Annotated in this window: 24 protein-coding genes; 14 read left to right on the top strand and 10 right to left on the bottom strand. The window is 67.2% G+C overall.

Features of this window, described 5'->3' with window-relative positions:
- Positions 1 to 58 precede the first annotated feature (58 nt).
- The 3 genes from ABUA37_RS08275 to ABUA37_RS08265 are packed head-to-tail and all read right to left on the bottom strand — an operon-like array spanning position 59 to position 2,620.
- Positions 59 to 1,231: an acetyl-CoA C-acyltransferase gene (locus ABUA37_RS08275; protein ID WP_349898683.1), complete on the bottom strand. Its 1,173-nt coding sequence runs from the start codon at positions 1,229 to 1,231 to the stop codon at positions 59 to 61.
- Positions 1,228 to 1,890 (bottom strand): CoA transferase subunit B, encoded by a 663-nt coding sequence (locus ABUA37_RS08270; protein WP_349898682.1) that lies wholly within the window; start codon positions 1,888 to 1,890, stop codon positions 1,228 to 1,230. Before ABUA37_RS08270 ends, ABUA37_RS08275 begins: the two co-directional genes overlap by 4 nt.
- A gap of 1 nt (position 1,891) precedes the next feature.
- Positions 1,892 to 2,620: a CoA transferase subunit A gene (locus ABUA37_RS08265; RefSeq protein ID WP_349898681.1), complete on the bottom strand. Its 729-nt coding sequence runs from the start codon at positions 2,618 to 2,620 to the stop codon at positions 1,892 to 1,894.
- A 122-nt stretch (positions 2,621 to 2,742) separates the two neighbouring features.
- On the opposite strand from ABUA37_RS08265, the gene ABUA37_RS08260 reads away from it, so the two are divergent.
- On the top strand, positions 2,743 to 3,528 hold the full coding sequence (locus tag ABUA37_RS08260; protein ID WP_349898680.1) for an IclR family transcriptional regulator: 786 nt from the start codon (positions 2,743 to 2,745) through the stop codon (positions 3,526 to 3,528).
- A gap of 148 nt (positions 3,529 to 3,676) precedes the next feature.
- Here ABUA37_RS08260 and ABUA37_RS08255 read toward each other — a convergent pair whose 3' ends face one another.
- Positions 3,677 to 4,102: a MarR family winged helix-turn-helix transcriptional regulator gene (locus tag ABUA37_RS08255; protein WP_349898679.1), complete on the bottom strand. Its 426-nt coding sequence runs from the start codon at positions 4,100 to 4,102 to the stop codon at positions 3,677 to 3,679.
- Positions 4,103 to 4,186: 84 nt separating this feature from the next.
- On the opposite strand from ABUA37_RS08255, the gene ABUA37_RS08250 reads away from it, so the two are divergent.
- The 3 genes from ABUA37_RS08250 (at position 4,187) to ABUA37_RS08240 (ending at position 6,049) form a co-directional block, all read left to right on the top strand.
- Entirely contained in the window at positions 4,187 to 5,086 is a 900-nt protein-coding gene (locus ABUA37_RS08250) for an alpha/beta hydrolase family esterase (RefSeq protein ID WP_349898678.1), read from the top strand.
- 46 nt (positions 5,087 to 5,132) lie between these two features.
- The gene (locus tag ABUA37_RS08245; RefSeq protein ID WP_349898677.1) at positions 5,133 to 5,735 is read left to right on the top strand and encodes a dihydrofolate reductase family protein; all 603 of its coding nucleotides are present in this window, start codon (positions 5,133 to 5,135) and stop codon (positions 5,733 to 5,735) included.
- Between the two features lie 143 nt (positions 5,736 to 5,878).
- Entirely contained in the window at positions 5,879 to 6,049 is a 171-nt protein-coding gene (locus ABUA37_RS08240; RefSeq protein ID WP_349898676.1) for an MYXO-CTERM sorting domain-containing protein, read from the top strand.
- Between the two features lie 342 nt (positions 6,050 to 6,391).
- Here ABUA37_RS08240 and ABUA37_RS08235 read toward each other — a convergent pair whose 3' ends face one another.
- The 3 genes from ABUA37_RS08235 to ABUA37_RS08225 are packed head-to-tail and all read right to left on the bottom strand — an operon-like array spanning position 6,392 to position 8,519.
- A complete protein-coding gene (locus tag ABUA37_RS08235; RefSeq protein WP_349898675.1) occupies positions 6,392 to 7,210 on the bottom strand; it encodes a Bax inhibitor-1/YccA family protein in 819 nt (272 codons plus the stop codon).
- 9 nt (positions 7,211 to 7,219) lie between these two features.
- Entirely contained in the window at positions 7,220 to 7,759 is a 540-nt protein-coding gene (locus ABUA37_RS08230) for a hypothetical protein (protein WP_349898674.1), read from the bottom strand.
- Positions 7,752 to 8,519: a zinc ribbon domain-containing protein gene (locus ABUA37_RS08225; RefSeq protein WP_349898673.1), complete on the bottom strand. Its 768-nt coding sequence runs from the start codon at positions 8,517 to 8,519 to the stop codon at positions 7,752 to 7,754. The genes ABUA37_RS08230 and ABUA37_RS08225 overlap by 8 nt, the downstream gene beginning before the upstream one ends.
- A 48-nt stretch (positions 8,520 to 8,567) precedes the next feature.
- On the opposite strand from ABUA37_RS08225, the gene ABUA37_RS08220 reads away from it, so the two are divergent.
- The gene (locus ABUA37_RS08220) at positions 8,568 to 9,572 is read left to right on the top strand and encodes a glycerophosphodiester phosphodiesterase family protein (protein WP_349898672.1); all 1,005 of its coding nucleotides are present in this window, start codon (positions 8,568 to 8,570) and stop codon (positions 9,570 to 9,572) included.
- A gap of 157 nt (positions 9,573 to 9,729) precedes the next feature.
- Positions 9,730 to 12,180, top strand: a complete 2,451-nt coding sequence (locus ABUA37_RS08215; RefSeq protein ID WP_349898671.1) for an ATP-dependent helicase — start codon at positions 9,730 to 9,732, stop codon at positions 12,178 to 12,180.
- Positions 12,181 to 12,202: 22 nt separating this feature from the next.
- On the opposite strand, the gene ABUA37_RS08210 is transcribed toward ABUA37_RS08215, so the two are convergent.
- Both ABUA37_RS08210 and ABUA37_RS08205 read right to left on the bottom strand, forming a co-directional pair.
- Positions 12,203 to 13,111 carry an SDR family NAD(P)-dependent oxidoreductase gene (locus ABUA37_RS08210; protein WP_349898670.1) on the bottom strand — a complete coding sequence of 303 codons (909 nt, stop codon included), beginning with the start codon at positions 13,109 to 13,111 and terminating at the stop codon, positions 12,203 to 12,205.
- Positions 13,108 to 13,584: a MaoC family dehydratase gene (locus ABUA37_RS08205; RefSeq protein WP_407075364.1), complete on the bottom strand. Its 477-nt coding sequence runs from the start codon at positions 13,582 to 13,584 to the stop codon at positions 13,108 to 13,110. The genes ABUA37_RS08210 and ABUA37_RS08205 overlap by 4 nt, the downstream gene beginning before the upstream one ends.
- Before the next feature lie 226 nt (positions 13,585 to 13,810).
- On the opposite strand from ABUA37_RS08205, the gene ABUA37_RS08200 reads away from it, so the two are divergent.
- Positions 13,811 to 15,358 carry an acyl-CoA synthetase gene (locus tag ABUA37_RS08200; RefSeq protein ID WP_349898668.1) on the top strand — a complete coding sequence of 516 codons (1,548 nt, stop codon included), beginning with the start codon at positions 13,811 to 13,813 and terminating at the stop codon, positions 15,356 to 15,358.
- Here ABUA37_RS08200 and ABUA37_RS08195 read toward each other — a convergent pair.
- A complete protein-coding gene (locus ABUA37_RS08195) occupies positions 15,346 to 15,873 on the bottom strand; it encodes a MarR family winged helix-turn-helix transcriptional regulator (RefSeq protein ID WP_349898667.1) in 528 nt (175 codons plus the stop codon). The genes ABUA37_RS08200 and ABUA37_RS08195 overlap by 13 nt on opposite strands.
- 162 nt (positions 15,874 to 16,035) lie before the next feature.
- On the opposite strand from ABUA37_RS08195, the gene ABUA37_RS08190 reads away from it, so the two are divergent.
- The 7 genes from ABUA37_RS08190 to ABUA37_RS08160 all read left to right on the top strand — a co-directional run bounded on the left by ABUA37_RS08190 (position 16,036) and on the right by ABUA37_RS08160 (position 23,374).
- A complete protein-coding gene (locus ABUA37_RS08190) occupies positions 16,036 to 16,527 on the top strand; it encodes a MarR family winged helix-turn-helix transcriptional regulator (protein WP_349898666.1) in 492 nt (163 codons plus the stop codon).
- A gap of 122 nt (positions 16,528 to 16,649) precedes the next feature.
- The gene (locus ABUA37_RS08185; RefSeq protein WP_349898665.1) at positions 16,650 to 18,131 is read left to right on the top strand and encodes an aldehyde dehydrogenase family protein; all 1,482 of its coding nucleotides are present in this window, start codon (positions 16,650 to 16,652) and stop codon (positions 18,129 to 18,131) included.
- A 205-nt stretch (positions 18,132 to 18,336) separates the two neighbouring features.
- Positions 18,337 to 19,500, top strand: coding sequence for an ADP-forming succinate--CoA ligase subunit beta (sucC, locus tag ABUA37_RS08180; RefSeq protein WP_349898664.1), 1,164 nt, complete (start codon positions 18,337 to 18,339; stop codon positions 19,498 to 19,500).
- Positions 19,501 to 19,550: 50 nt separating this feature from the next.
- Positions 19,551 to 20,438, top strand: coding sequence for a succinate--CoA ligase subunit alpha (sucD, locus tag ABUA37_RS08175; RefSeq protein WP_349898663.1), 888 nt, complete (start codon positions 19,551 to 19,553; stop codon positions 20,436 to 20,438).
- 268 nt (positions 20,439 to 20,706) lie between these two features.
- Entirely contained in the window at positions 20,707 to 21,921 is a 1,215-nt protein-coding gene (locus ABUA37_RS08170; protein ID WP_349898662.1) for a cell division protein PerM, read from the top strand.
- A gap of 138 nt (positions 21,922 to 22,059) precedes the next feature.
- Positions 22,060 to 22,659, top strand: a complete 600-nt coding sequence (gene purN / locus ABUA37_RS08165; RefSeq protein WP_349898661.1) for a phosphoribosylglycinamide formyltransferase — start codon at positions 22,060 to 22,062, stop codon at positions 22,657 to 22,659.
- A gap of 226 nt (positions 22,660 to 22,885) precedes the next feature.
- Entirely contained in the window at positions 22,886 to 23,374 is a 489-nt protein-coding gene (locus ABUA37_RS08160; RefSeq protein ID WP_349898660.1) for an FBP domain-containing protein, read from the top strand.
- The last annotated feature ends 95 nt before the right edge of the window (positions 23,375 to 23,469 follow it).

Raw genomic sequence — 23,469 nt, 5'->3', positions numbered from 1 at the left:
GTGGTCTCCTAGGGGGATGTGGCCGGCCTGGTGCCGGAGGTGCTGTCGTCGCGCTGGGTCAGAGGGACTGAAGGATGATCGCGGAGCCCTGGCCGCCGCCGCCGCAGATGCCCGCCGCGCCGATCGAGCCGCTTCCCGCCTCCGCCAGTCGCCGGGCGAGATGACCCACGATGCGGGTGCCCGATGCGCCGATCGGATGCCCGAGCGCGATGGCGCCGCCGTGGGCGTTCACGATCGCGGGATCGACGCCGAGCAGGTCGGTGGAGTGCACACCGACCGCCGCGAACGCCTCGTTGATCTCGACTGCGGCGAGCTGGTCCGCACCGAGCGAGGCCTTGGCCAGAGCCGCGGTGATCGCGTTGGCGGGCTGGGCGTGCAGGGAGACATCCGGGCCCGCGACGAGCGCGTGGCTCAGGATGCGGGCGAGCGGCTGGATGCCCTCGGCCCGCGCGGTCTCCTCGGTCATGATCACGACCGCGGCGGCGCCATCCGAGATCTGCGAGGAGTTGCCCGCCGTGATGCTGCCGTCGGGGGTGAAAGCCGGCCTGAGCTTCGCGAGGGATTCGACCGTCGTGTCGGCCCGCACTCCGTCGTCGGCGTCGACCACGGTGTCCCCGCGGCGACCGCGCACGGTGTACGGCGCGATCTCGCCGGCGAGAAAGTCCGCGGATGCCGCGAGCCGCTGGTGCGAGGCGGCCGCCAGTTCGTCCTGCGCCTGCCGGCTGATCGCCAGCGGCTCACCGTAGGCCTCCGTGGAGGCGCCCATCGAGCGTGACTCGAAGGCATCCGAGAGCCCGTCGTGCTCCATCGTGTCGAGCAGTTCCATCGCTCCGTAGCGCACGCCCGTGCGCGAGTGGGGGAGCACGTGCGGCGCGAGCGACATTGACTCCTGACCGACGGCGACGACGATGCGCGCCTCGCCGCTCTCGACGAGCCGGGTCGCGGCGGCGATCGCCTCGATGCCCGAGAGGCACACCACGTTGAGCGTCATCGACGGTACCGAGAGCGGGATGCCCGCACCCACCGCGGACTGGCGGGCCGGGTTCTGTCCGGCGCCGGCCTGCAGCACCTGCCCGGCGACGACCTGGTCGACGCTCTCCGGCGCAATGCCGGCGTTCTCGAGCGCGGCCTTGATGGCGTGGGCGCCGAGCTCGGTGGCCTTCACGGTCGCGAAGGCGCCGAGGTAGCGCGCGAAGGGAGTGCGCGCGTAGCCGGCAATTACGGTGGTCATGATGTTGCTCCTGTCGCTGCTTCGTCGAGGTCAACGGTGAATGATGCGTCCGTGTGCTCGCGAATCTCGTCGACCGTGTGGCCGGGAGCCGTCGCGCGCAGAACGAGTCCGGCATCCGTCACGTCGAAGACCGCGAGGTCGGTGACGATGCGGTCGACGACGCCTCGGCCGGTGAGCGGAAGGTCGCACTCCTTGACGATCTTGGAGCTGCCGTCCTTCGAGCTGTGGTCGGTGAGCACGATGATGCGGGGCGAACCCGCGACGAGGTCCATCGCGCCGCCCATGCCCTTCACGAGCTTGCCGGGGATGGTCCAGTTGGCGAGGTCGCCGCGTTCGGAGACCTGCATGGCGCCGAGGATGGCGAGGTTGACGTGTCCACCGCGGATCATGCCGAACGAGGTGGCCGAATCGAAGAAGCTGCCGCCGGGAAGCAGGGTGACGGTCTGCTTGCCCGCGTTGATGAGGTCGGCATCCTCTTCGCCTTCGAACGGGAACGGGCCCATGCCGAGCAGACCGTTCTCGCTCTGCAGGATCACCGAGACCCCGGGCCTCAGGTGGTTGGCGACGAGGGTCGGGATGCCGATGCCGAGATTCACATACTGGCCGTCGGCGATCTCCGCGGCCGCAATCGCCGCCATCTGGTCTCGGGTCCAGGCCATGTCAGGCTCCCTTCACTGCGGATGCGGCATCCGCCGGTCGCGGACGCACGGTGCGCTGCTCGATGTCCTTCTCGCGCGTCGTCGCCACGAGACCCTGCACGAAGATGCCTGGGGTGATGACGATGTCCGGATCGATGAAGCTGTCGGTGAGCACATGCTCGGCTTCGGCGATGGTGAGCTTGCTCGCCGTGGCGACGATCGGGTTGAAGTTGCGCGCCGTGTGCCGATAGATGAGGTTGCCGGCGGCATCCGCGGTGTTGGCGTGCACGAGTGCGAGATCGGCGACGATGCCGCGTTCGAGCACATACTCGTCGCCGTCGAAGAACTCGGTCGGCTTGCCCTCGGCGATCATCGTGCCGACGCCCGTCTTCGTGTAGAAGCCCGCGATGCCTGCGCCGCCCGCGCGCAGCCGCTCGGCGAGCGTTCCCTGCGGAACGAACTCGACCTCGAGCTTGCCCGCGAGGTACTGCTCGGCGAAGAGCTTGTTCTCGCCAACGTAGGAGGCGACGACCTTGACGACCTGGCTGTTCTCCAGCAGCAGGCCGAGTCCCTTGCCGTCGACGCCCATGTTGTTGGAGACGATGGTGAGGTCTTTCGCTCCGGTGTCGCGGAGCGCCTCGATGAGGTCGGTCGGGTTGCCGCTCAGCCCGAAACCGCCCACGGCGATGATGGCCCCGTCTTTCACGACGCCGTCGAGCGCCTCGGCGGCTGTGTTCCACAATCTGGGCATAGGGTGCTTCCTCGCATTCCGTTGGCCGGTCTGCTTTCGACACTAGAATCCCCGCTGGATGCTGTCAACGCAGCGCAGATACGGCGCTCACCGCGTGGTTATCCTTCCCATCGCGTCCCACCATGTGGGAATATGATCCGATGGGCGATGTGCACGGTACCCAGGTGGTGCGCCGGGTCGGAGCGATTCTGCGCGCCGTGGGCAGCACGGGGCTCGAGGGCATCACCGCCAGTGATCTCGCCGCAGAGGTCGGACTCTCGCGCTCGACAGTGCACCGGCTACTCACGGCGCTCGCCGTAGAAGGCTTTCTCGACCACGAGGGCGCGCGCTGGCGCACCGGCCCGGAGCTATACCTGCTCGGCGCCGCATCCTCGCCGCGCTATAACGTGCGCGGCGTCGCCCTGCCGACGGTGCTCGAGCTCGCGGAACTGAGCGGCGAGAGCGCCTTCTTCTCCGCTCGCCGTGGTGTCGAGTCCGTGTGTCTCATCCGCGAGGACGGCAGCTTCCCCGTGCGCTCCTTCGTGCTGCACGAGGGGGTGCGCTTTCCGCTCGGCGTCGCGTCGGCCGGCCTCGCGCTGCTCGCGTTCGAATCGGATGGTTGGATCGACGACTACCTCGCGACCGCCGACCTCGAGACGCGCTTCGGGGAACCGCACTCGGCATCCGCCATTCGTGAGCGCATCACGGCTACCCGCGAGACCGGCTATGCGGTGAACCCGGGGCTGATCGTGGAGGGCAGCTGGGGCATGGGCGCCGCGGTCTTCGATGCCGCCGGGGAACCGCAGTGGGCACTGAGCCTCAACGGCATCGAGTCCCGCTTTCGCCCGGAGCGGCAGGAGGAGCTGGGGCGGATGCTCGTGGAGCACGCCCACGTCCTCAGCCGCGAGCTCATCAACTGGCACTCCTGACCACGATCGCTGAGCCCGGTCCCATCCTTCAACAGGATGAGGGGCGACACGCCGTTCAAAACTGCCTGTTCAACGTGGCGCGTCGCCGCTCATCCTGTTGAAGCGACGGAACCGATGCGCATTTCGGCGCGAGGCCAACTCGCCCGGGCTAGGTTCCGTGTGCGAATAGTGCCTCGCGCAGCGCGGCGAGGGTGCTCTCATCGAGCGTGGAGAGGGGGGATGCCTGCACGACTGCGACCTGTGTCGCGCTCCAGGCGGCGTGCCCCTCGTCGGTCAGCTTCAGAATTCGCCGCCGGCGGTCGTGCGGATCGGGGATGCGCTCGGCGAGCCCGAGGCGTTCGAGTTGCTCCGCGAGCAGGGTGACGTTCGAGGGATCGCAGAAGAGCCTGTCCGCGAGCTGGCTCATGGAGAGATTGGTCTCGGCTGTGCCGAGGGCCCAGATGAGTCCGGAGGTAGCGCCGCTCACTCCGTAGCGGTCGAGGGCCGCGGCGGCCGTGGCGCTGTGCGTGCGCGCCACTGTTTCGAATCGGGCAGCGATCTCGAGAATCTCGCGTTCCTTAGTCGGGTCTCGCACGCCGCCTCCAATAGCTTGAGATTCTCAAGGAATGAATACATACTTGAATAGCTCAAGCATAGGGCGCAGCGAAGGATGGGGCAGATGGCAGTTATTACAGCGCCGCATGGTGGCCCGGTCGTCGAGAACCTCACTCTCGTTGTAGACGGGAAAGAGCGCCGGATGCTCCTTGTTCGGCCCATGAGCCCGGCCCGCAATGCGCCGCTCGTGCTGGTCTTCCACGGGTCGAATCAGACGGCAGCCACCATCCGCGGCTTCACCGAGCCGGGGTTCGACAGCTATGTCGCCCGGTACGGCGCCGTGGTCGTGTACCTCGAGGGCTACCGAAAGCACTGGAACGATGCGAGGCGAAGCTCGAACTTCGCCGCCCGCACGGAGGGCTACGACGACGTCGCGTTCGCCGGTGCGGTGATTGGTGAGTCGCAACGTCGCTTCGGCATCGACGCCGCGCCCGCCTACGCGATCGGCTTTTCCAATGGCGCGCAGCTCGTCCTGCGACTGGTGCACGAGATGCCGGGTCGCTTGGCCGCCGTCGCGCTGATCTCGGCGACGCAGCCGGCACCGGAGAACTTCGCGCCCGCGAGCGATGCCGCTCTGCCGATGCCGGTGCTCCTCATCCATGGCACGAAAGACCCGCTCGTGCCGTACCAGGGCGGCGTCGCCAGTCTTTGGGGCCTCCGTCCGCGCGGGCTCGGACTCTCCGCGCCGCAGACGGCGGAGTACTTTGCCCGGCGCAACGGCATCCGTACCGCGCCCGTGACCGAGAACCTGTCGGTCCTCTCATCGACGGATGACACCCGCGTCAGCCGCACCAGCTACCGCGAGGCGGGACTGGCACCGGTGGCACTGGTGACTGTGCACGGTGGCGGGCACGTCATCCCGGGCCGCAAGCGCGCGCCGCGCATCATGGGTCGCACCTCGACTCAGCTCAGTGCCGCTGACGAGATCTCGACGTTCTTCGGTTTCGGACGGGCCGGCAGGTAGCGGGCGCACACTATCCGGCGTCGTTGGCTCCCTCTACACTTTCGGCATGACCGCAGTCACCGCTGACATGACCATCTCTCTCGACGGCTTCGTCGCGGGGCCCAGACAGACCCTCGAGCATCCGATGGGGGAGGGCACGGAGCACCTGCACCGCTGGCAGTTCGAGCAGCCCGAAGAGAACGCCACTCAGATCGCCGCGATCGTCGAGGCCGGCGCGTTCATCATGGGGCGCAACATGTTCGGCCCGATTCGCGGCGAGTGGGAGGGCGACTGGACCGGTTGGTGGGGCGAGAATCCGCCGTATCACGCACCGGTTTTCGTGCTCACCCACCACCCGCGCGAGCCCCTCGTCATGCAGGGCGGCACCACGTTCTACTTCGTGACGGATGGCGTGGAGTCGGCGATGGAGCAGGCTCGCGCCGCCGCCGGCGACGCCATGATCTCGATCGGTGGCGGAGCGGACACCATGCGTCAATTCCTGAACGCTGGCCTCATCGACGAGCTACGCCTGCACACCTCGCCCGTTCTGCTTCACGAGGGTGAGCGCCTCTTCGACGGTGTGCGCGACCTGACCCTCGAGCCCATCGCGGTCAAGAGCAACCCGCTCGTCACTCACACGACCTACCGGGTCACCTATCCCGTTCGCTGAGCCGGTCTCCGTTCGCTGACGCCGGCTCCGTTCGCTGAGTTTGTCGAAGCGTCCTCGCCGGTCGAGTAGCGCGACCAAGGAGCCGGATATCGAGACCCCAACGCCTCCCTTGCTCATCCAGACCGCCGCTGCTGTAATGGGGCATGCTGCCCGTCGACGCGTTCGCATCCTGCGCCTACGCCGTGCCCGTGTGTAACGACACCAACTCTTCCGTGTTCCTCGCAGGGGACAACGCCTGGATTGGGATGCCCATCCTTGCCGCATTCATCGCGGTCATCCTCATCGTGGTGCTGCTTCGTCGCCGTAGGCGATAGCCGCAACGACAAGCTGCGCAGCGCAGCACACCGTGGATTCGAGCACGGGCGCGTGGGCGGGCAGCGGGTCATCCGGCCGTTCAACAGGATGAGATGCGACATGCCGAGTGAAACTGACGGATCATGCGGCGTGTTGCATCGGGTCCTGTTGCAGGTACGCGTCTGGGCCTCCAGCGCTTGCGAGTGCTGAGCATCGCGTCTGGGTATGCTCGTTGCCCCGCCACTGGACCTTCCGGAACGGCGCACCCACGGCATCCACTCGTTAACGACGATAGGCCGCCCCGAAGGACGGCCTATCGCGAGCGTCAGGCTCAGCGAACGGAACCTGTCAACGAGGGATAACTAGCGACGCAGGATCGCCAGCAGGCGCAGGATCTCGAGGTACAGCCAGACCACGGTGACCATGATGCCGAAGGCGGCGGTCCAGCCGTAGATGCGGGGTGCACCGCGCTTGACGCCGGTCTGGATGCTGTCGAAGTCGAGCACGAGCGAGTATGCCGCCATGATGATCACGAGCACGCCGATCACGACACCGAAGGGCAGCCCGCCGAGGAACGGGATGGGCGCGCTGCTCAGGCCGAAGGCATCCTTATTGACGCCGGTGGCCATCAGGATCACGTTGATCACGGAGAACACGAGGTACCCCACCATCGCGATGAGGAAGACCTTGGTCGCCTTCTTCGACGCGCGGATCTTGCCGCTCGCGAACAGGGCGAGGGTCACGCCGACCACGACGAGGGTTCCGATCACGGCCTGCACGGCGATGTTCGGGTAGAGCGACTCGAAGAACATCGTGATGCCACCGACGAAGACACCCTCGACGGCCGCGTAGCTGAGCACGAGCGCCGGTGACGGCTTCTTCTTGAAGATGTTCACGAGAGCGAGAACGAAGCCGACGAGGGCGGCGGGCAGCGCGAGGGCCGGCACGAACCAGCCGACCGCGGCACCGACGAGCAGGATGGCGAAGCTCGCGACGATCTTCACCATCACGTCTTCGTAGCTCATGCGGTTGGTCTCGGCAGCGGTGGCGGACGGCTGGCTGTACAGCTCGGTGAGCTGCTCCGCCGTCATCGCCGGCGTTGCCGTGCGCAGTTGGGCCGCCTTCGTCGCGTTGGACGAGAACGCTGGCGAGTTGTTGAATGCAGGGTTGGAGGAAGCCATGCGGTCAATCTACCCTGTGGATGTCGCCCCGTGGCTGGGGATTCGCCCGTTGTTCGCCAACAGCCGAGCGAGCCAGGCAGAGCCCACCAGCACGGCACCCGCCACCGCGAGAACAACGGCGCCGAAACCGTACTGCGGAAAGCCCTGACCGAGGATCACACCGGCCGCGAAAGGCGCCAGTAGCACCACGTAACAGCGGGCCGGGCGCTGTCGAACATAGAGCCAGCCGGCGAGCGGCACGACGAGGGCTGCGGATGAAGGCCCGCCCGTCAGCAGCACCAGCATGACCAGGCCGCTCGGCAGCGACATCCAGAACCTGCGCCAGCCGCGGCCGGGCAGGATCCACCAGCCGAGCAGGTGCGCACCCACGCCGATGGACAAGAGGTATGGCGCGTACGCCGAGGTGGCCTGCACGAGCAGTCCGCCGACGAAGATCAGCGCGACGGCGGCGAGATAGCGGCCGCGGTAGCCTCCCCAGCGCAGGGGCAACAGGGAGGTCGGCTCGCGCCATCCGTTCTCTGAGGGCGAGCTGGCAGCCGGCTCAGCCACGGGCCCCGAACACGAGAATCGCGAGGTAGACGATGAGCACCACGCCGGCGACGCCGACGCTGATGCTCACGATGAGCGGCACGTTGACCTTGCGTGCGGTCGGCAGGGGATCCGTGCTGCGGAAGGCGGCGGGGATCTCGTCGGCGCGATCCGGCGAGGGAGATGGGACCGCATTGGTGGTGTGGTATTCGGCATTCGCCGCGGTGGCATTGCGCGACCGAGTGCCGGCGCGTTCTGCGGCTTTGGCCTCGGCGCGAGTCTGCGGCTGGATCGTCCGTGCGGCAACTTCGGGCTGCAGCGCGGGCGGCACCGACGCGGTGGGCGACGGGAATTCGGACTGGGCGCGGCGGGGCCTCTGCGCGGCCGAGGGTTCTGTCGCGGCTGCGGCCTCGCCGGGAGCGGCATTCGTGGGCGCTGCCGACTCCGAGGCGGCCGTTGTGGCCGCGGCCGCGGTTGCGGCAGCAGACTCGGTCGCCTGCGCGGGGGTGGGCGTCGTTTGCGGCGAGACCACCCGCACCCTGCGATTCACGCGCGGGCGGGGCAGCGGGGTGGAGGACGCGGCGGCATCCGTGGGTGCAGCCTCTGGGGTTGCGGCTTCCGCGCGCGCAACCTCCGGCGTGGCAGCGGGCGCGTGGGCACCAGCGGCGCTCGGCTCGTTACGCGGCTGGGGAGTGACATCCGTGGAGACGCGTGTGCCGCACTTGATGCAAAATTTCCAACTCGGGTCGAGCTTTGCAGCACAATTGGCGCAAATCTCCATGGAGAGCAGAGTACCAACTGCGACCGTGTGGTCGCGTAGCGTTGTCGCGTGAGCGAAGCGCAGCGTGACCGGCCGATGGTGATCGCACATCGCGGCGCCAGCGGATATCGGCCGGAGCACAGCCGTTTGGCCTACCTCCTCGCCATCGCCCAGGGGGCGGATGCCGTCGAGCCCGACCTGGTGCCCACGCGCGATGGTGTGCTCGTGATCCGCCACGAAAACGAGATCTCGGGCACCACGGATGTCGCCTCCCACCCCGAGTTCGCCGACCGCCGCACCACGAAGACCATCGAGGGGCAGAAACTCACGGGCTGGTTCACCGAAGACTTCGACTGGGCCGAACTCAGCACCCTGCGCGTGCGCGAGCGGCTGCCCAAACTGCGCCCCGCGAACCGCGACTTCGAGGGCGACGACGGCATCCTGCGCTTCGCCGACCTGCTCGAGATTCTGGATGCCGCTCCGCCCGTTCCCGATACCGGCCGCCGAGTGGGGCTCGTGGCCGAGCTCAAGCACGCGAGCTACTTCGAGGCGATCGGGCTCCCGCTCGACGGCCTGTTCGCCGCCGAACTCGAGCGCGCCGGCTGGAACGACGACGCGCGACTCACCGTCGAAAGCTTCGAGTCGACCGTGCTCGGCCAGGTGCGCGGTCGCGGCATCCACGCTCGGTACGTCTTTCTCATCGAGGCGAGCGGCGGCCCGGCCGACTATCCCGAGCGCAGCTACGCCGACTACCTCACGTCGCCGGCGCTCACCGAACTCGCCGAGTCCGGACTGCAGGGCATCAGCGTCAACAAGCAACTGCTGCTGGCGGATGCCGCTGCCCGCGGCGACGAGGCAAGCCTCGTCGAGCGCGCCCACGCCGCTGGCCTCGTGGTGTTCGTGTGGACGCTGCGAGCCGAGAACCACTTCCTCGAGCGCGAACTGCGGCTGCACGACTCGGACTTCGGGCGCTGGCAAGAGGAGTTCGCGCTCATCCTGGGCACCGGCGTCGACGGCGTCTTCGCCGACCAGCCTGACCTGGCGCTCGAGGCCCGCGCGGCCCTGGCCCAGTAAATAACGTTGGTCGAGCCTGTCGAGGCCGGGACGTGGTTCAGTCACGTGGGGGTCACTTCGACAGGCTCAGTACGGTGCTCGACAAGCTCGACCAACGAGGTGCCCGCCGACCGCTACGACACCGAGTGACAGGGGGCGCGCCTACAATTGGGCGGACATGACCTTCATCCTCGAGCCGCCAGCAGCCGGCGAATCTCCGCTCCTCGATGGCCTCAATCCTCGGCAGCGCGAGGCCGTCGAATACCGCGGGCCCTCCCTGCTCATCGTCGCGGGCGCGGGCTCCGGCAAGACGAGCGTGCTCACGCGTCGCATAGCCCACCTGATCGAGACGCGCGAAGCGTGGCCGAGCCAGATCCTCGCCATCACCTTCACGAACAAGGCCGCGGCCGAGATGCGCGAACGCGTTCAGTCGCTGCTCGGGCAATCGGCCGAGGGCATGTGGATCTCCACGTTCCACTCGGCGTGTGTGCGCATCCTTCGCCGCGAAGCGGAGCACTTCGGCTACAGCAAGAGCTTCACCATCTACGACTCCGCCGACAGCAAGGCGCTCGTCAAACGGATCATCAAAGACCTGGATGCAGACAGCTTCGGCTTCACCCCGAGCAAGGCGCTCGGCAAGATCTCCAAGCTCAAGAACGAGCTCCACGACGTGGAGTCCTACGCGCGCGACGCGAACTTCGCCGACCCGGCCGAGCGGGTCTTCCTCGAGATCTTCCGCGAGTACACGCGCAGCCTCACCCGCGCCAACGCCTTCGACTTCGACGACCTCATCGGCCAGACCGTCTATCTGTTCCGCGCGTTCCCCGCGGTGGCCGCGCTCTACCAGCGGCGCTTCCGCCACATCCTCGTCGACGAGTATCAGGACACGAACCACGCGCAGTATTCGCTCATCCGCGAACTCACGAAGACCCCGCGCACCGACCTGCTCGAAGACGCCGTCGGATTCGACGGGCAGCCGCTTCGCGACCCCACCCGCGCGCTCGACGCGCCATCGCTCACCGTCGTCGGCGACAGCGACCAGTCGATCTACGCGTTCCGCGGCGCCGACATCCGCAACATCGTCGAGTTCGAGCGCGACTTCCCGCGCTCGAAGGTCGTGCTGCTCGAGCAGAACTACCGCTCGACCCAGAACATCCTCGATGCGGCCAACGCCGTCATCTCGAACAACTTCGACCGCAAAGACAAGAAGCTGTTCACGACGATCGGGGCTGGCGACAAGATCACCGGCTTTACCGGTTACAGCCAGCACGACGAGGCGCAGTTCGTGGCGGATGAGATCCAGACCCTGCGAGAGGCGGGCGTCAGCTACAACGACGTCGCGGTCTTCTATCGCACCAACGCGCAGACGCGAGCGCTGGAGGAGATCTTCATCCGCTCTGCCCTGCCCTATCGGGTGCTCGGCGGCACCAAGTTCTATGAGCGCGCCGAGATCAAGGACGCGCTCGCGTACCTCACCGCGGTCGCGAACCCCGCCGATCCGCTGGCGCTGCGCCGCATCATGAACACCCCGAAGCGCGGCATCGGCCCCGCAACCGAGACGGCGCTGCAGAACTGGGCGGATCGCAACGACATGACGCTGCGCGATGCGATGCGCCACGCGGATGAGCTGGGTCTCGGCCCGAAGGTCACCGGCGCGATCACGGGGCTGGCCTCCATTCTCGACGAGGTCGGTGCAACGGTGGACCCGCCGGGCGGCACCCCGGCACCCGCCGCGGACATCCTCATCGCACTGCTCGAACGCACCGACTTCATCGCCTCCCTGCGTCACACCGGAGATGCACAGGACGAGGCGCGCGCCGAGAACGTGGAGGAACTCGTCTCCGTGGCGAAGGAGTTCACGAAGAACAACCCCGAGGGCACGCTTCTCGACTTCCTCACCGAGGTGTCGCTTGTCGCCGCCGCCGACGAACTGGATGACTCCAGTGGCACGGTCTCGCTCATGACCCTGCACACGGCGAAGGGCCTCGAGTACGAGGCGGTGTTCCTCACCGGCGTCGAGGAGGGGCTGCTGCCGCACCAGATGTCGGCGAACGAGCCCGGGGGCCTCGCGGAGGAGCGCCGGCTGTTCTACGTCGGCATCACGCGCGCCCGCAGGAAGTTCTACTTCTCCCTCGCGATGACCCGGTCTCAGTTCGGCGAGGTCAACGTGGCGATGCCGTCGAGGTTCCTGCAGGAGATCCCGGTCGACCTCATCGACTGGCGGCAGTCTCCCGGCATGGCGAACTCACGCGGAGGCACGCAGCCGCGCGCGATCAACGCCCGCAGGGGCGGCTTCGGCGCGGAACTCGGTGCAGGCGGCTTCACAGGTGGCTCGGGCTCTGGCTACGAGCGCGGAGACTCAGGCCCCGGCGCGATCGCCCGGGCGAGGGCGGCGCGCAACGCCGAGAAGCCGAAGACCGAGTGGTCCAACCGGGTCACGGGAACCGTGCGCGACAATGGCGACCTGACGCTTGCCGCGGGGGACCGCATCCGTCACGTCGACTTCGGCGAGGGCCGCGTCTCGGCCGTCACCGGGGTCGGCCCCAAGAGCGTGGCCGAGGTGCAGTTCGACGGACCGGCAGGCCGCAAGCGCCTCCTCATCAAAATCAGTCCGATAGAAAAGCTCTGACGAGAGGCGCGCCCTCCGCTGCTCAGTCGAGGGCGGGAAGCGTGATGCCCGAGGCCTGCAGGTGCTCCGCGAACTTCTCCGGCCACGCGGCCTGAATCGCGTCGGGATCCCAGCCGCCCTCCCGGTATTCGAGGGCGATCTCGGTCGAGTGCGAGTAGAGCGAGAGCTTGTCGCCGCCGATGCCGATCGCCTGACCGGTCACGGATGCCGAGCCGTCGGAGGCGAGCCACACCACGAGCGGCGCCACGTCCTCCGGTCCACCCAAGGCGTGCTCCTGACGAACCCGCTTCGGCAGCGGTTCGCCGGCCTCATAGGCCTTCACGACATCCGCATAGATGGGGATGGTGGCCGTCATCGCGGTGAGCGCCGTCGGCACGACCGCGTTCACGGTGATGCCAGCGCGCGCGAGTTCGAGCGACCAGGTGCGCGCGAAGGCCACGATGCCCGCCTTGGCCGCCGCGTAGTTGGTCTGGCCGAAGTTGCCGTGCTGCCCCGCGGGTGAGCCGATGAGGATGATCCTGCCGCCCTCGCCCTGCTCACGCATCGCGATCGCGGCGGCGCGAGCGACGGTGAACGTGCCGCGCAGGTGGGTCTGGATGACGAGGTCGAAGTCGTCGTCCTCCATCTTCCATAGCACCTTGTCGCGCAGCACTCCGGCGTTGCTCACCAGGATGTCCAGTCGGCCGAACTCGTTCTTCGCGGCCGCCACCAGCGCATCCGCGGTCTCGGTCGGACCGACGGGCGCGACCACGGCGACCGCCTTGCCGCCGGCGTCGCGAATAGTGCGCACGGTGTCATCCGCCGTCTCGGCGCGAACGTCGTTCACGACCACGGATGCGCCAGCCGCAGCGAGCGCCTCCGCATACGCGCGGCCGAGCCCCTGCCCGCTGCCGGTGACGATCGCGACCTTGCCATCGAGCAACCCGCTCATGCGTAGTACCTCACAACCATGGTCATCACGCAGGCGGGTTTCGCCTGCCCTTCCACCTCAAAGGTGACGTCGAATTTGGCCTGGATTCCGCCGGCGACCTCGGTGGCCTCGGTGAGACGCACGCTCGCCCGGATGCGCGAGCCGACCGGCACCGGGGCCGGGAAGCGGAGCTTGTCGAGACCGTAGTTGATGCCCGTGCCGAGGTCGGTGACCTCGAACACCTCGGCCATGAGCGGTACGACGAGCGAGACCGTCAGGTAGCCGTGCACGATGGTCGTGCCGAAGGGGGTGCGAGCGGCGGCCTCCGCGTCGAGGTGGATCGGATTGTGGTCGCCCGTGAGGTCGGCGAAGGTGTTGACCTCCTCCTGCGAGATGGTGCGCCAGCTCGATGTCCCGAGTTCCGTGCCGACGAGGTCGGGGATGCCCGCGATCGTCGTTCTGACCTGCGCGGTCGTTGCTTCAGCGGTCACCATTTCTCCTTGGATTGCTCGGGGCACTCGCTCGGGCCCGGCGCTACATTATCAGGTTTACTGCTAATCTCAGCGGTATCGCACGAAAATATTCGTGCCGTCGAGAATGGCGGAAAATCAATTGACTTTCTCAACGATCGATTTTACGGTGTAGCTACCGTGGCCATCGTCTGGGCCATATCGTCTACGAGGCACCCAGCGCTGGATGCCGTGAAGGGTCGTGCGTTCGATGCTGAACCAGGGACTGGGATCCTGGATTGACCGCCGTCGTGCGAAATCCGGACCGAAGGCGGCTCTGATCTTTCGCGATGTCGAGATCACCTACGCGGAGCTCGCATCCCGCATCGATCGCCTCGCCAACGCCCTGCGCGAGCGCGGCGTGGAGCCCGGCTCCAGGGTCGCCTTCCTTGGTGAGAACCACCCCGCCTTCCTCGAAACTTTTTTTGCCGCTGGAACGCTCGGCGCGATCTTCGTGCCGCTCAACACGAGGCTCGCCGCGCCCGAGGTGCAGTTTGCGCTTCGGGATGCCGGCAGCAGCATCCTCGTGCACGCCGAAAGCCTGTCGGCACTCGCCATCGCGGGCTCGCGTGACACCGAGGTCACCCGTCGCATCGTCGTCGCCGACACCCAGTCCAGCGAGCAGGCGGCCACGGACGACCTCGTCGTCGAGGACCTCGACTCGGTGATTGGCTCGGCCGAGGATGGTCGCCTCGACGTCGCGGTCTCGCAGGACGATCCGGCCATGATCCTCTACACGTCCGGCACCACGGGCTTCCCGAAGGGCGCCGTGCTCACCCACGGCAACATCACCTGGAACTGCTTCAACGTGCTCGTCGACTACGACTTCCTGAGTACGGATGTCGCCCTGATGATCTCGCCGCTCTTCCACGTCGCTTCGCTCGATATGGGACTGTTGCCCACCCTGCTCAAGGGCGGAACGGTCGTGCTCGAGACCCGGTTTGACCCCGCTCGCGCACTCGCACTGATCGAAAAGTATCGAGTGACCTCGCTGAGCGGCGTGCCCACGACCTTCCAGCTCCTCTGCGAGCACCCCGACTGGGCGAGCACCGACATCAGCTCGCTTCAGAAGCTCACCTGTGGCGGCTCCGCCGTGCCATTGCGCGTGCTCGAGGCCTACGAGAGCAGGGGGCTCGCGTTCTCTAGCGGCTACGGGATGACCGAGACCGCACCCGGCGCCACGAGCCTCTCGCCGGAGAAGAGCCGCGAGAAGGCGGGCTCGGGCGGTCTGCCGCACTTCTTCACCGACCTCAGAATCGTGGATGCCGAGGGTCGGCCGCTGCCCGCAGGCGAGACGGGTGAGATCCAGCTCTCCGGGCCGAACGTGATCACCGAATACTGGAACCGCCCCGAGGTGATCGCCGAATGCTACGCGGATGACTACTGGTTCAGGTCGGGAGACATGGGCTACGTCGACGAGGACGGCTACCTCTTCATCGCCGACCGGCTGAAAGACATGATCATCTCGGGCGGAGAGAACATCTACTCCGCCGAGGTTGAACAGGCCGTGGCCGAGTTCGAGGCCGTCGCTAGCGTCGCGGTGATCGGAGTGCCGGACAAGAAGTGGGGCGAGGTGCCCATCGCGGTGCTCACGGTGCGCGAGGGCTATGAAATCGCGACCGAGGACATCCGCGCGCACCTCGAGAACAGAATCGCCAGGTACAAGATCCCGAAGCGCGTCGAGATCGTCGCCGAGCTGCCGCGCACGGCGAGCGGCAAGGTGCGCAAGGCCGAGCTGCGCAGGATCTACCCGGCCTGATCGGCGAAGGCGATCCGCCGCAGCAGCGCTCGCAGCTGGCGTCGCTCGGCGTCATCGAGCGTTCCGAGCGATTCGTCTTCGGCCCGTTGCACGATGGCCCGTGCCTGGGTGTAGAGCCGCCTGCCCGGCTCGGTGGCGCGCACGCCCTTCGAGCGGCGATCCCGCGGATTGGTCTGCCGGCTCACGAGGCCGCGCTCCTCGAGCTCGTCGACGAGGGCGACGATCTGGCTCGGGTCAAGCACCAGGAACTCAGCGAGCTCTCGTTGCGATGGGCTCTGCTCGCTGCAGGCGAGGGCCAGCACGGAGTACGACCGCACCCTCAGCGCGAGCGGCACGAGCGCCGCATTCGCCCTCGCGATGCCGATCGACCGCGACCGCGCCGCAAGAAACTCGATCTCGTGGGCCAGGTCGCTCGAGACGAGTGCGCCGTCATGCGAAAGAGCGGCGGCGTCGGCCACCCCCGCTTCGACGTTGATGGGAATGTTCGAGATTGCGTGCTCCCTGCGCCTGTCCACCGCGGACGAGCCGAGAGTGGATGTCGACTCAAAATCGTTGACTTCTTCAAGGATATAAGTTCCCCTCTGCAGGCTGTGGCCTCGTGCTAATCTGCGACGTGCTGTTCAACCCGCGGCAGACTTCCGCGTCAGAGGTCGCGGACACGGGAGAAATGGTGAGTGATGCCTGAACTGCATGCCCCGGAGGAGCTCGTGGGCGCTGCTCGTGCGCAGCAGACCACTTCCCCAGAGATCACGCTGCTCTACCTGATCAAGCAGGTCGAGCTTGCGGTGCGATCACAGCTGGATGAGGCGGCGCGCGCGCAGGGACTGACCGCCCTGCAGTACACGGCCCTCACGGTGCTCGAGCGCCATCCGGAGCTCACCTCGGCGGAACTCGCACGCAACTCCTTCGTGCGCGCGCAGACCATGGCCCAGATGATCACCGTGCTGGATGAGCGTGGGCTGATCATGCGGCAGCGCGATCCGAACAGCCACCGCCAGTACCTGCTGTCGCTCACGCCAGAGGGCCAGGGCATCTTGGATGCGCTGCGCGAGGCCGTGCAGGGCATCGAAGAGAAGATGGTCGCAGACCTTACGGTGCAGCAGTCGCGGCACCTGCGCGAGGCGCTGCACGCCTGCCGTGTCGCCCTCGGCGGCGGCCGCGCGCACTGACGACATCGTCATTGTGAAATCCCGAGCCCGGGGGGATAATCAGGCAACCTGATGGTCGTTCCCCGCGTCGAGCAGGATGGCCATCCGCAGTTTCTCAGTGACGAGATGGATGAGGTGCGGTCATGACCATGACGGAAGCGAACCCGCAGCAGGATACGGCAACGTTCGGACCCGGCAGGCTTTTCATCGGCGGTGAGTGGCGAGAGGCGGCGAACGGCGCACGCCACGACGTCGTGAATCCCGCCAACGGCTCGGTCGTCACGACGGTCGCCTGGGCGGGCGAGTCGGATGTCGACGCCGCCGTGGAGGCCGCGCGTGCGGCGTTCGATAGCGGCGTGTGGTCCGGTCTCAGCGCGCGCGAGCGGTCCCGCATCCTGTACCGGGCGTCGCAACTCATCCGTGACCACGCAGAACAACTCGCGCTCGCCGAGAGCGTGGACGTCGGCAAGCCGATCAGCTTCGCGAGCATGATCGATGTGACCACCGCCGCCGACCAGTACGAATACATGGCGAGCCTCGCGCAGCACCTGGACGGTGCGAGCCGGCCGACCCCGTTGTCGACCTTCGCGTACACGCGCCGTGAGCCGATCGGCGTCGTCGCAGCCATCACGCCGTTCAACTTCCCGCTCATCCTGTCGAGCACCAAGATCGCGCCGGCGCTCGCGGCGGGCAACACCGTTGTGCACAAGCCGTCGAGCGACACTCCGCTCAGTGCGCTGCTCATGGCCGACATCCTCGCCGAGGCGGGAGTCCCCGCGGGCGTGTTCAACGTGGTGACCGGATCGGGTGCGGTCATCGGCGACAGGCTGCTGCAGCATCCGGATGTCGACAAGGTCGCGTTCACCGGCTCGACCGAGGTGGGTCGCCGGGCCGCCAGCCTCGCGGGAGAGAGACTCAAGCCGGTGACGATGGAGCTCGGCGGCAACGGCCCGAACCTTCTCTTCGCGGATGCCGACCTCGACCAGGCGATCGGCACCGTCATCTCCGCGTTCGTCTTCAACACCGGGCAGTTCTGCATGGCGGGACCGCGCCTGCTCGTCGAGCGGCCGATCTATGACACCGTGCTCGGCATCCTGGGGCAGGCCGTCGGCGGAGTGCCGCTCGGCGACCCAATGAACCCCGATACCGTGATCGGACCCATGGTGAGCCTCAAGCAGCTCGAGAAGGTGGAGAGCTACGTCGAGTCGGCGAAGGCGGCCGGCGGCACGGTCGTTGCCGGTGGTGAACGCCTCGACCTCGACGGTGGCTACTACTACAAGGCGACCGTGATCGCCGGGCTGTCGAACGACGCGGCCGCGGTGCAGGAGGAGGTCTTCGGCCCGGTGCTCACCGTGCAACCCTTCGACACTGAGGAGGAGGCGATCTCGCTCGCGAACAGCACTCCCTATGGCCTCGCCGCCGGGGTGCAGACAAGCGACATCTCGCGTGCGCACCGCGTCTCCGCGAAACTGGACGCCGGCATCGTCTGGGTCAACGGCTGGGCGCTACTCGACCCCGCCGTTCCATTCGGCGGCACGAAGGATTCGGGGTTCGGCAGGGAGAACGGGCCGGAGGCGCTCGCCTCCTACGCCCGCACGAAGTCGGTCGTGATCGCACTGAACTGAGCGATTTCCGCGATCGCCGCCGCCTTGGGAGAAAGAATGCGCGAACTTAAGGTGCGCTGTGGCGGCTCTCTGTGAATGCCCACCGGGCGAGCGGGTAGAGTTCATTCTGGTCCAAGTCTCTTGATGTCGAGATATCTCTACGTCGAGACAACTGCGAATGACAGTGGACGAATCAGACATACGACCTGCGGATTGGACAAGCAGCGTGGATCTATTTGAATACCAGGCCAGGGATCTTTTTGAGGCCTACGACGTGCCGGTTCTCGCCGGCATCATCGCGGACAGCCCCGAGGAGGTTCGCGCGGCAGCCGAGAAGATCGGCGGCACCGTCGTCGTCAAGGCACAGGTGAAGGCCGGAGGCCGCGGCAAGGCCGGCGGTGTGAAGGTCGCCCACAGCGCTGCGGATGCGGAAGAGGCATCCAGAAGCATCTTCGGCCTCGACATCAAGGGCCACGTCGTCAAGCGCGTCATGGTTGCCGCCGGTGCACGCATCGACAAGGAGTTCTACTTCTCGGTGCTGCTCGACCGCGCCAACCGCTCATACCTCTCGCTCTGCAGCGTCGAGGGCGGCATGGAGATCGAGGAGCTCGCCGTCGAGCGCCCGGACGCGCTCGCCCGCATCGAGGTGGACCCGGCCAAGGGCATCGACCTCGCCAAGGCGCGCGAGATCGCAACCGCGGGGCACTTCCCGGCCGAGCTCGTGGAGAAGGTCGCGCCCGTCATCGTCAAGCTTTACGACGTGTACAAGGGTGAGGACGCGACGCTCGTCGAGGTCAACCCACTGGTGCTCACCGAGGAGGGCACCATTGTCGCCCTCGACGGCAAGGTCTCGATCGATGAGAACGCCGACTTCCGCCACCCGAACCACGCAGAGCTCGAGGATGCCGCTGCGGCAGACCCGCTCGAGGCGAAGGCCAAGGCGCACGGCCTCAACTACGTGAAGCTCGATGGGCAGGTCGGCGTGATCGGCAACGGCGCGGGGCTCGTGATGTCCACTCTTGACGTGGTCAGCTACGCGGGTGAAAAGCACGGCGGCGTGAAGCCGGCCAACTTCCTCGACATCGGTGGCGGAGCATCCGCCGAGGTGATGGCGAACGGCCTCGACGTGATCCTGGGCGACGCGCAGGTGAAGAGCGTGTTCGTCAACGTCTTCGGCGGCATCACCGCGTGTGACGCGGTGGCCAATGGCATCGTCGGTGCGCTGAAGACCCTCGGCGACGCGGCGAGCAAGCCGCTCGTCGTTCGTCTCGATGGCAACAAGGTTGAGGAGGGTCGTCGCATCCTCGCGGAGGCGAACCACCCGCTGGTCACGCTCGCGACCACCATGGACGAGGGCGCCGCCAAGGCCGCCGAGCTGGCGAACCGCTGACCGCGGGTTGAGCCTGTCGAAATCTCACCGACGAAATAAGGACTAGCAGAATGTCAATCTTCCTCAACAAGGATTCCAAGGTCATCGTGCAGGGCATCACCGGCGGTGAGGGCACCAAGCACACCGCCCTCATGCTGAAGGCCGGCACGCAGGTCGTCGGTGGCGTCAACGCCCGCAAGGCTGGCACCACGGTGACCCACGGCGACGTGGAACTGCCCGTCTTCGGTGCCGTGGCCGAGGCGATGGAGAAGACCGGGGCGGATGTCTCGATCATCTTCGTGCCGCCGGCCCACGCCAAAGATGCGATGATCGAGGCGATCGACGCGGCCATCCCGCTGCTCGTCGTGATCACCGAGGGCATCCCCGTGCAGGACTCGGCCGAGGCTTGGGCCCACGCGAAGGCCAAGGGCGGCACGACCCGCATCATCGGCCCGAACTGCCCCGGCGTCATCACCCCGGGCGAGGCTCTCGTCGGCATCACTCCCGCGAACATCACGGGCAAGGGACCGATCGGCCTCGTCTCGAAGTCGGGCACCCTCACGTACCAGATGATGTACGAGCTGCGCGACCTGGGCTTCTCCACCGCGATCGGCATCGGCGGCGACCCCGTCATCGGCACCACCCACATCGACGCGCTCGCCGCGTTCGAGGCCGACCCCGAGACGAAGGCGATCGTCATGATCGGCGAGATCGGCGGCGACGCCGAAGAGCGCGCGGCCGACTACATCAAGGCCAACGTCACGAAGCCGGTCGTCGGCTACGTCGCAGGCTTCACGGCACCGGAGGGCAAGACCATGGGCCACGCCGGCGCCATCGTCTCCGGCTCCTCGGGAACCGCGCAGGCCAAGAAGGAAGCGCTCGAGGCTGCGGGCGTCAAGGTCGGCAAGACGCCGTCCGAGACCGCGAACCTCATGCGCGACATCCTTGCCTCGCTGTAATCGTTAACCGTTCGAGAGGCCCGATTCGGCGGGCCTCTCGTCGTTTACCCGCCGCCCCCATCCGTGGTTCCGTCCCAAACGAAGGCATTTCAGAACCGCGCGCGTGAAGTTGCAGGCGTCTAGGCACCGCGCGACCTCGGTTGCCTTCATTTGGTACACGAAGCGGGGTGGGCGTTCGGATGCGGCTGGTGACGGGTCACGGGAAAGAACGCGGGGCCCGGAATGGCAGACAGATGGTGAGCGGATGCGCGGGTAGGCTCCAACGGGTATGAATCGCCCGCTCACCGCCCTGTTCGCCGCCCTCGAGGCGCTGCTCGTCGTGGGCATCGGCGTCGGAATCCCGCTCGTGCCGCTCACGATCCTCTGGGCCGTGCAGTACGGCCTGCAGATCGACTGGGTCGTGTTCTGGCGGGCATCCGTTGACATCTGGCTGCTCGGCAACGGCGGTGACCTCTACGTCACGCTCGATCCGCTGACCGCGACAACGCTCGGTTTGCCAGGCGCCAGCGCCCCCTTCCTGCTCAGCATCGCGCCGCTCGGCTTCGCGCTGCTCACCGTGCTGTTTGGCGTTCGCGCGGGGCGGCGCATCGGCGAGACGCCGCATCCGATCGTCGGCACGGTCACGGCGCTCGGCGTCTTCGTCGTGCTCGCGGCCGGCCTCACGCTCAGCGCGCTCTACCCGCTCGCCCGGCCATCCATCTGGCAGGGCGTGCTGCTGCCGACGGTCTTCTTCGCGGTGGGCATCGTCACCGGCCTGAGTCGGCGAGTCGGCGGTGTGGAACGCAAGAGCACCCGGATGTCCGGCCTGCTCCGCGGCTGGATCGCCCGACTTCCCGGTGCACTCACCCTTGGTTTCCGCGGCGGTGCCGTGGCCGCCGCGGCCGTCACCGCGGTGGCAGCCGTGGCCGTCGCCGTGATGATGCTCACGCACTACGCCGACATGATCGCCCTCTACGAGAGCGCGCACGCGGGCGTGCTCGGCGGCATCACCCTGACGATCGGCCAGCTCGCGTTCCTGCCGAACCTCGTGATCTGGACCTCCGCGTGGTTCGTCGGTCCCGGCTTCGCGATCGGCGCGGGCTCCGCGGTCTCGCCCCTCGGAACGAGCCTCGGCCCGCTCCCGACCGTTCCGATCCTCGGCGCCATCCCGACGGGCGACTTTGCCTTCGGCTTCATCGGCTTGCTGGTTCCCCTGCTCGTGGCGTTCCTCGTCGGCATCGTGATCCGCTCACGCGTGCTGCGGTTGACCGGCGGCCCCTCGCGACCGGTTTCGTTGGTGCTCGCGGGAGTGGGCGTGGGGATCGCCGGTGGCGTGCTGCTCGGCTTGCTCGCCTGGGCATCCGCTGGGGCCGCGGGCCCCGGGCGGCTCGTGGATGTCGGCCCGTCTCCGTGGCTCGTCGGCGGCTTCGCGGCGCTCGAGTTCGCAATCGCGGCGATCGTGGGACTCTTCGCCGCCGGCTCGACAGCCACGCGGGTTGAGTAGCGCACAGACGGCTTGTGTAGCGAGGGACGAGCGTATCGAAACCCTTGTCGCGTCGCGGGTTTGGATACGCGAGCTCGTACCTCGCGCCCTACTCAACCCGCCACGGGGGAGGACCAGCCGCCACGGTAGGCTCATCTGGTGCTGTCACTGGTCGTGCTCATCTCGGGCTCAGGGTCCAACCTTCGCGCGCTGCTGGAGGCATCCGAAGACGCGGAGTTCCCGGCCAGGGTCGTGGCCATCGGGGCCGACCGCGACGCCGACGGATTCGCCCACGCCGAGGAGTACGGCATCCCGACGTTCTCCGCGGTGCTGTCGAACTATCCCGATCGGGATGCCTGGGGTGACGCCCTGCTCGAGCAGATCAACGTCTGGAGCCCCGATCTGGTTGTGCTCAGCGGTTTCATGAAGCTGCTCCCACCCCGCGTCGTCGCCACACTGTCTCCGCGGCTCATCAACACTCATCCGGCCTATCTTCCGGAGTTCCCGGGCGCTCACGGAGTGCGCGACGCGCTCGCCGCGGGAGCGACGGAGACCGGCGCGAGTGTGATCGTCGTTGACAACGGCGTCGACAGCGGACCAATCGTCTCCCAGCGTCGCGTTCCCGTGCTGCCGGACGACACCGAGTCTGAGCTGCACGACCGAATCAAGATCGTGGAGCGCGAGCTGCTCATCCAGGCCGTGCTTGACATTGCGAACGGCGTCGTCGACCTGCAGCACCCGGTGTCACACCGCGCCTGAGCGGCGCCGCGTACGATGGTCGCATGAGTTCTTCCGTTGTGATGCCCGCGGGGCGTGGGGAGGTCGTCGGCAGCGCGTCTGCCGACGGCAGATAGTCTTTTCGAACCTGATTCGTGTCGCGCACCGCGTGACAGCGACCTGCGCATGAGGACTCACCGCCATGCCGTCGCGTTCCCTCACAGAACTCTTCGCCCGTCTTCGACGGGCCACATCGATTGGCCTTTTCATGATCTTTCTCGACGAGACGTCCATCCGGGCGTCCTTCATCAACGCGAGCCGCAAGGAGCTCTCCGAGCTCGTGCTGCCCGAACTCTCCGACCTCGACCGGGAGCGCCTCGACTACCTGGGCTGGCGCGACCGCAAGCTGCCGAGGCGCGCCTATGCCGTCATTCCCGTCGACGGCAAGCCCGTCGGCATCGTGCTGAAGCAGGCGCAGGCGGCAACCCGCTCGCGCGCGCAGTGCTCCTGGTGCCAGGATGTGCGGCTGCCGAACGACGTCGTCTTCTACAGCACGCGTCGCGCCGGCCAGGCGGGCCGCAACGGCGACAGCCTGGGGACGCTCGTCTGCGCGAACTTCGAGTGCTCATCGAACGTGCGCAAACTGCCGCCGGTGGCCTACATCGGCTTCGACGTGGAGGCGGCGAGGCAGAAACGCATCGTGGGGCTGCGGGAGCGCTCTGCGGCCTTCGCTTCGGCAGTGCTCGAGGGCAGCTAGGTGTACTCGGTCAGCAGGTTGGTGGCACTTTTCGGGTCGTGAGATAGCGAAGACCTCCTAGGTTGTGAGTAATCACACACCACGTTCTAGGAGGT

This window comes from Parafrigoribacterium soli (assembly GCF_040227235.1).
GTDB lineage: Bacteria > Actinomycetota > Actinomycetes > Actinomycetales > Microbacteriaceae > Parafrigoribacterium_A > Parafrigoribacterium_A soli.
The sequence above is the reverse complement of the archived record's forward strand: the minus strand, read 5'-3'. Positions and strand labels throughout refer to the sequence as shown.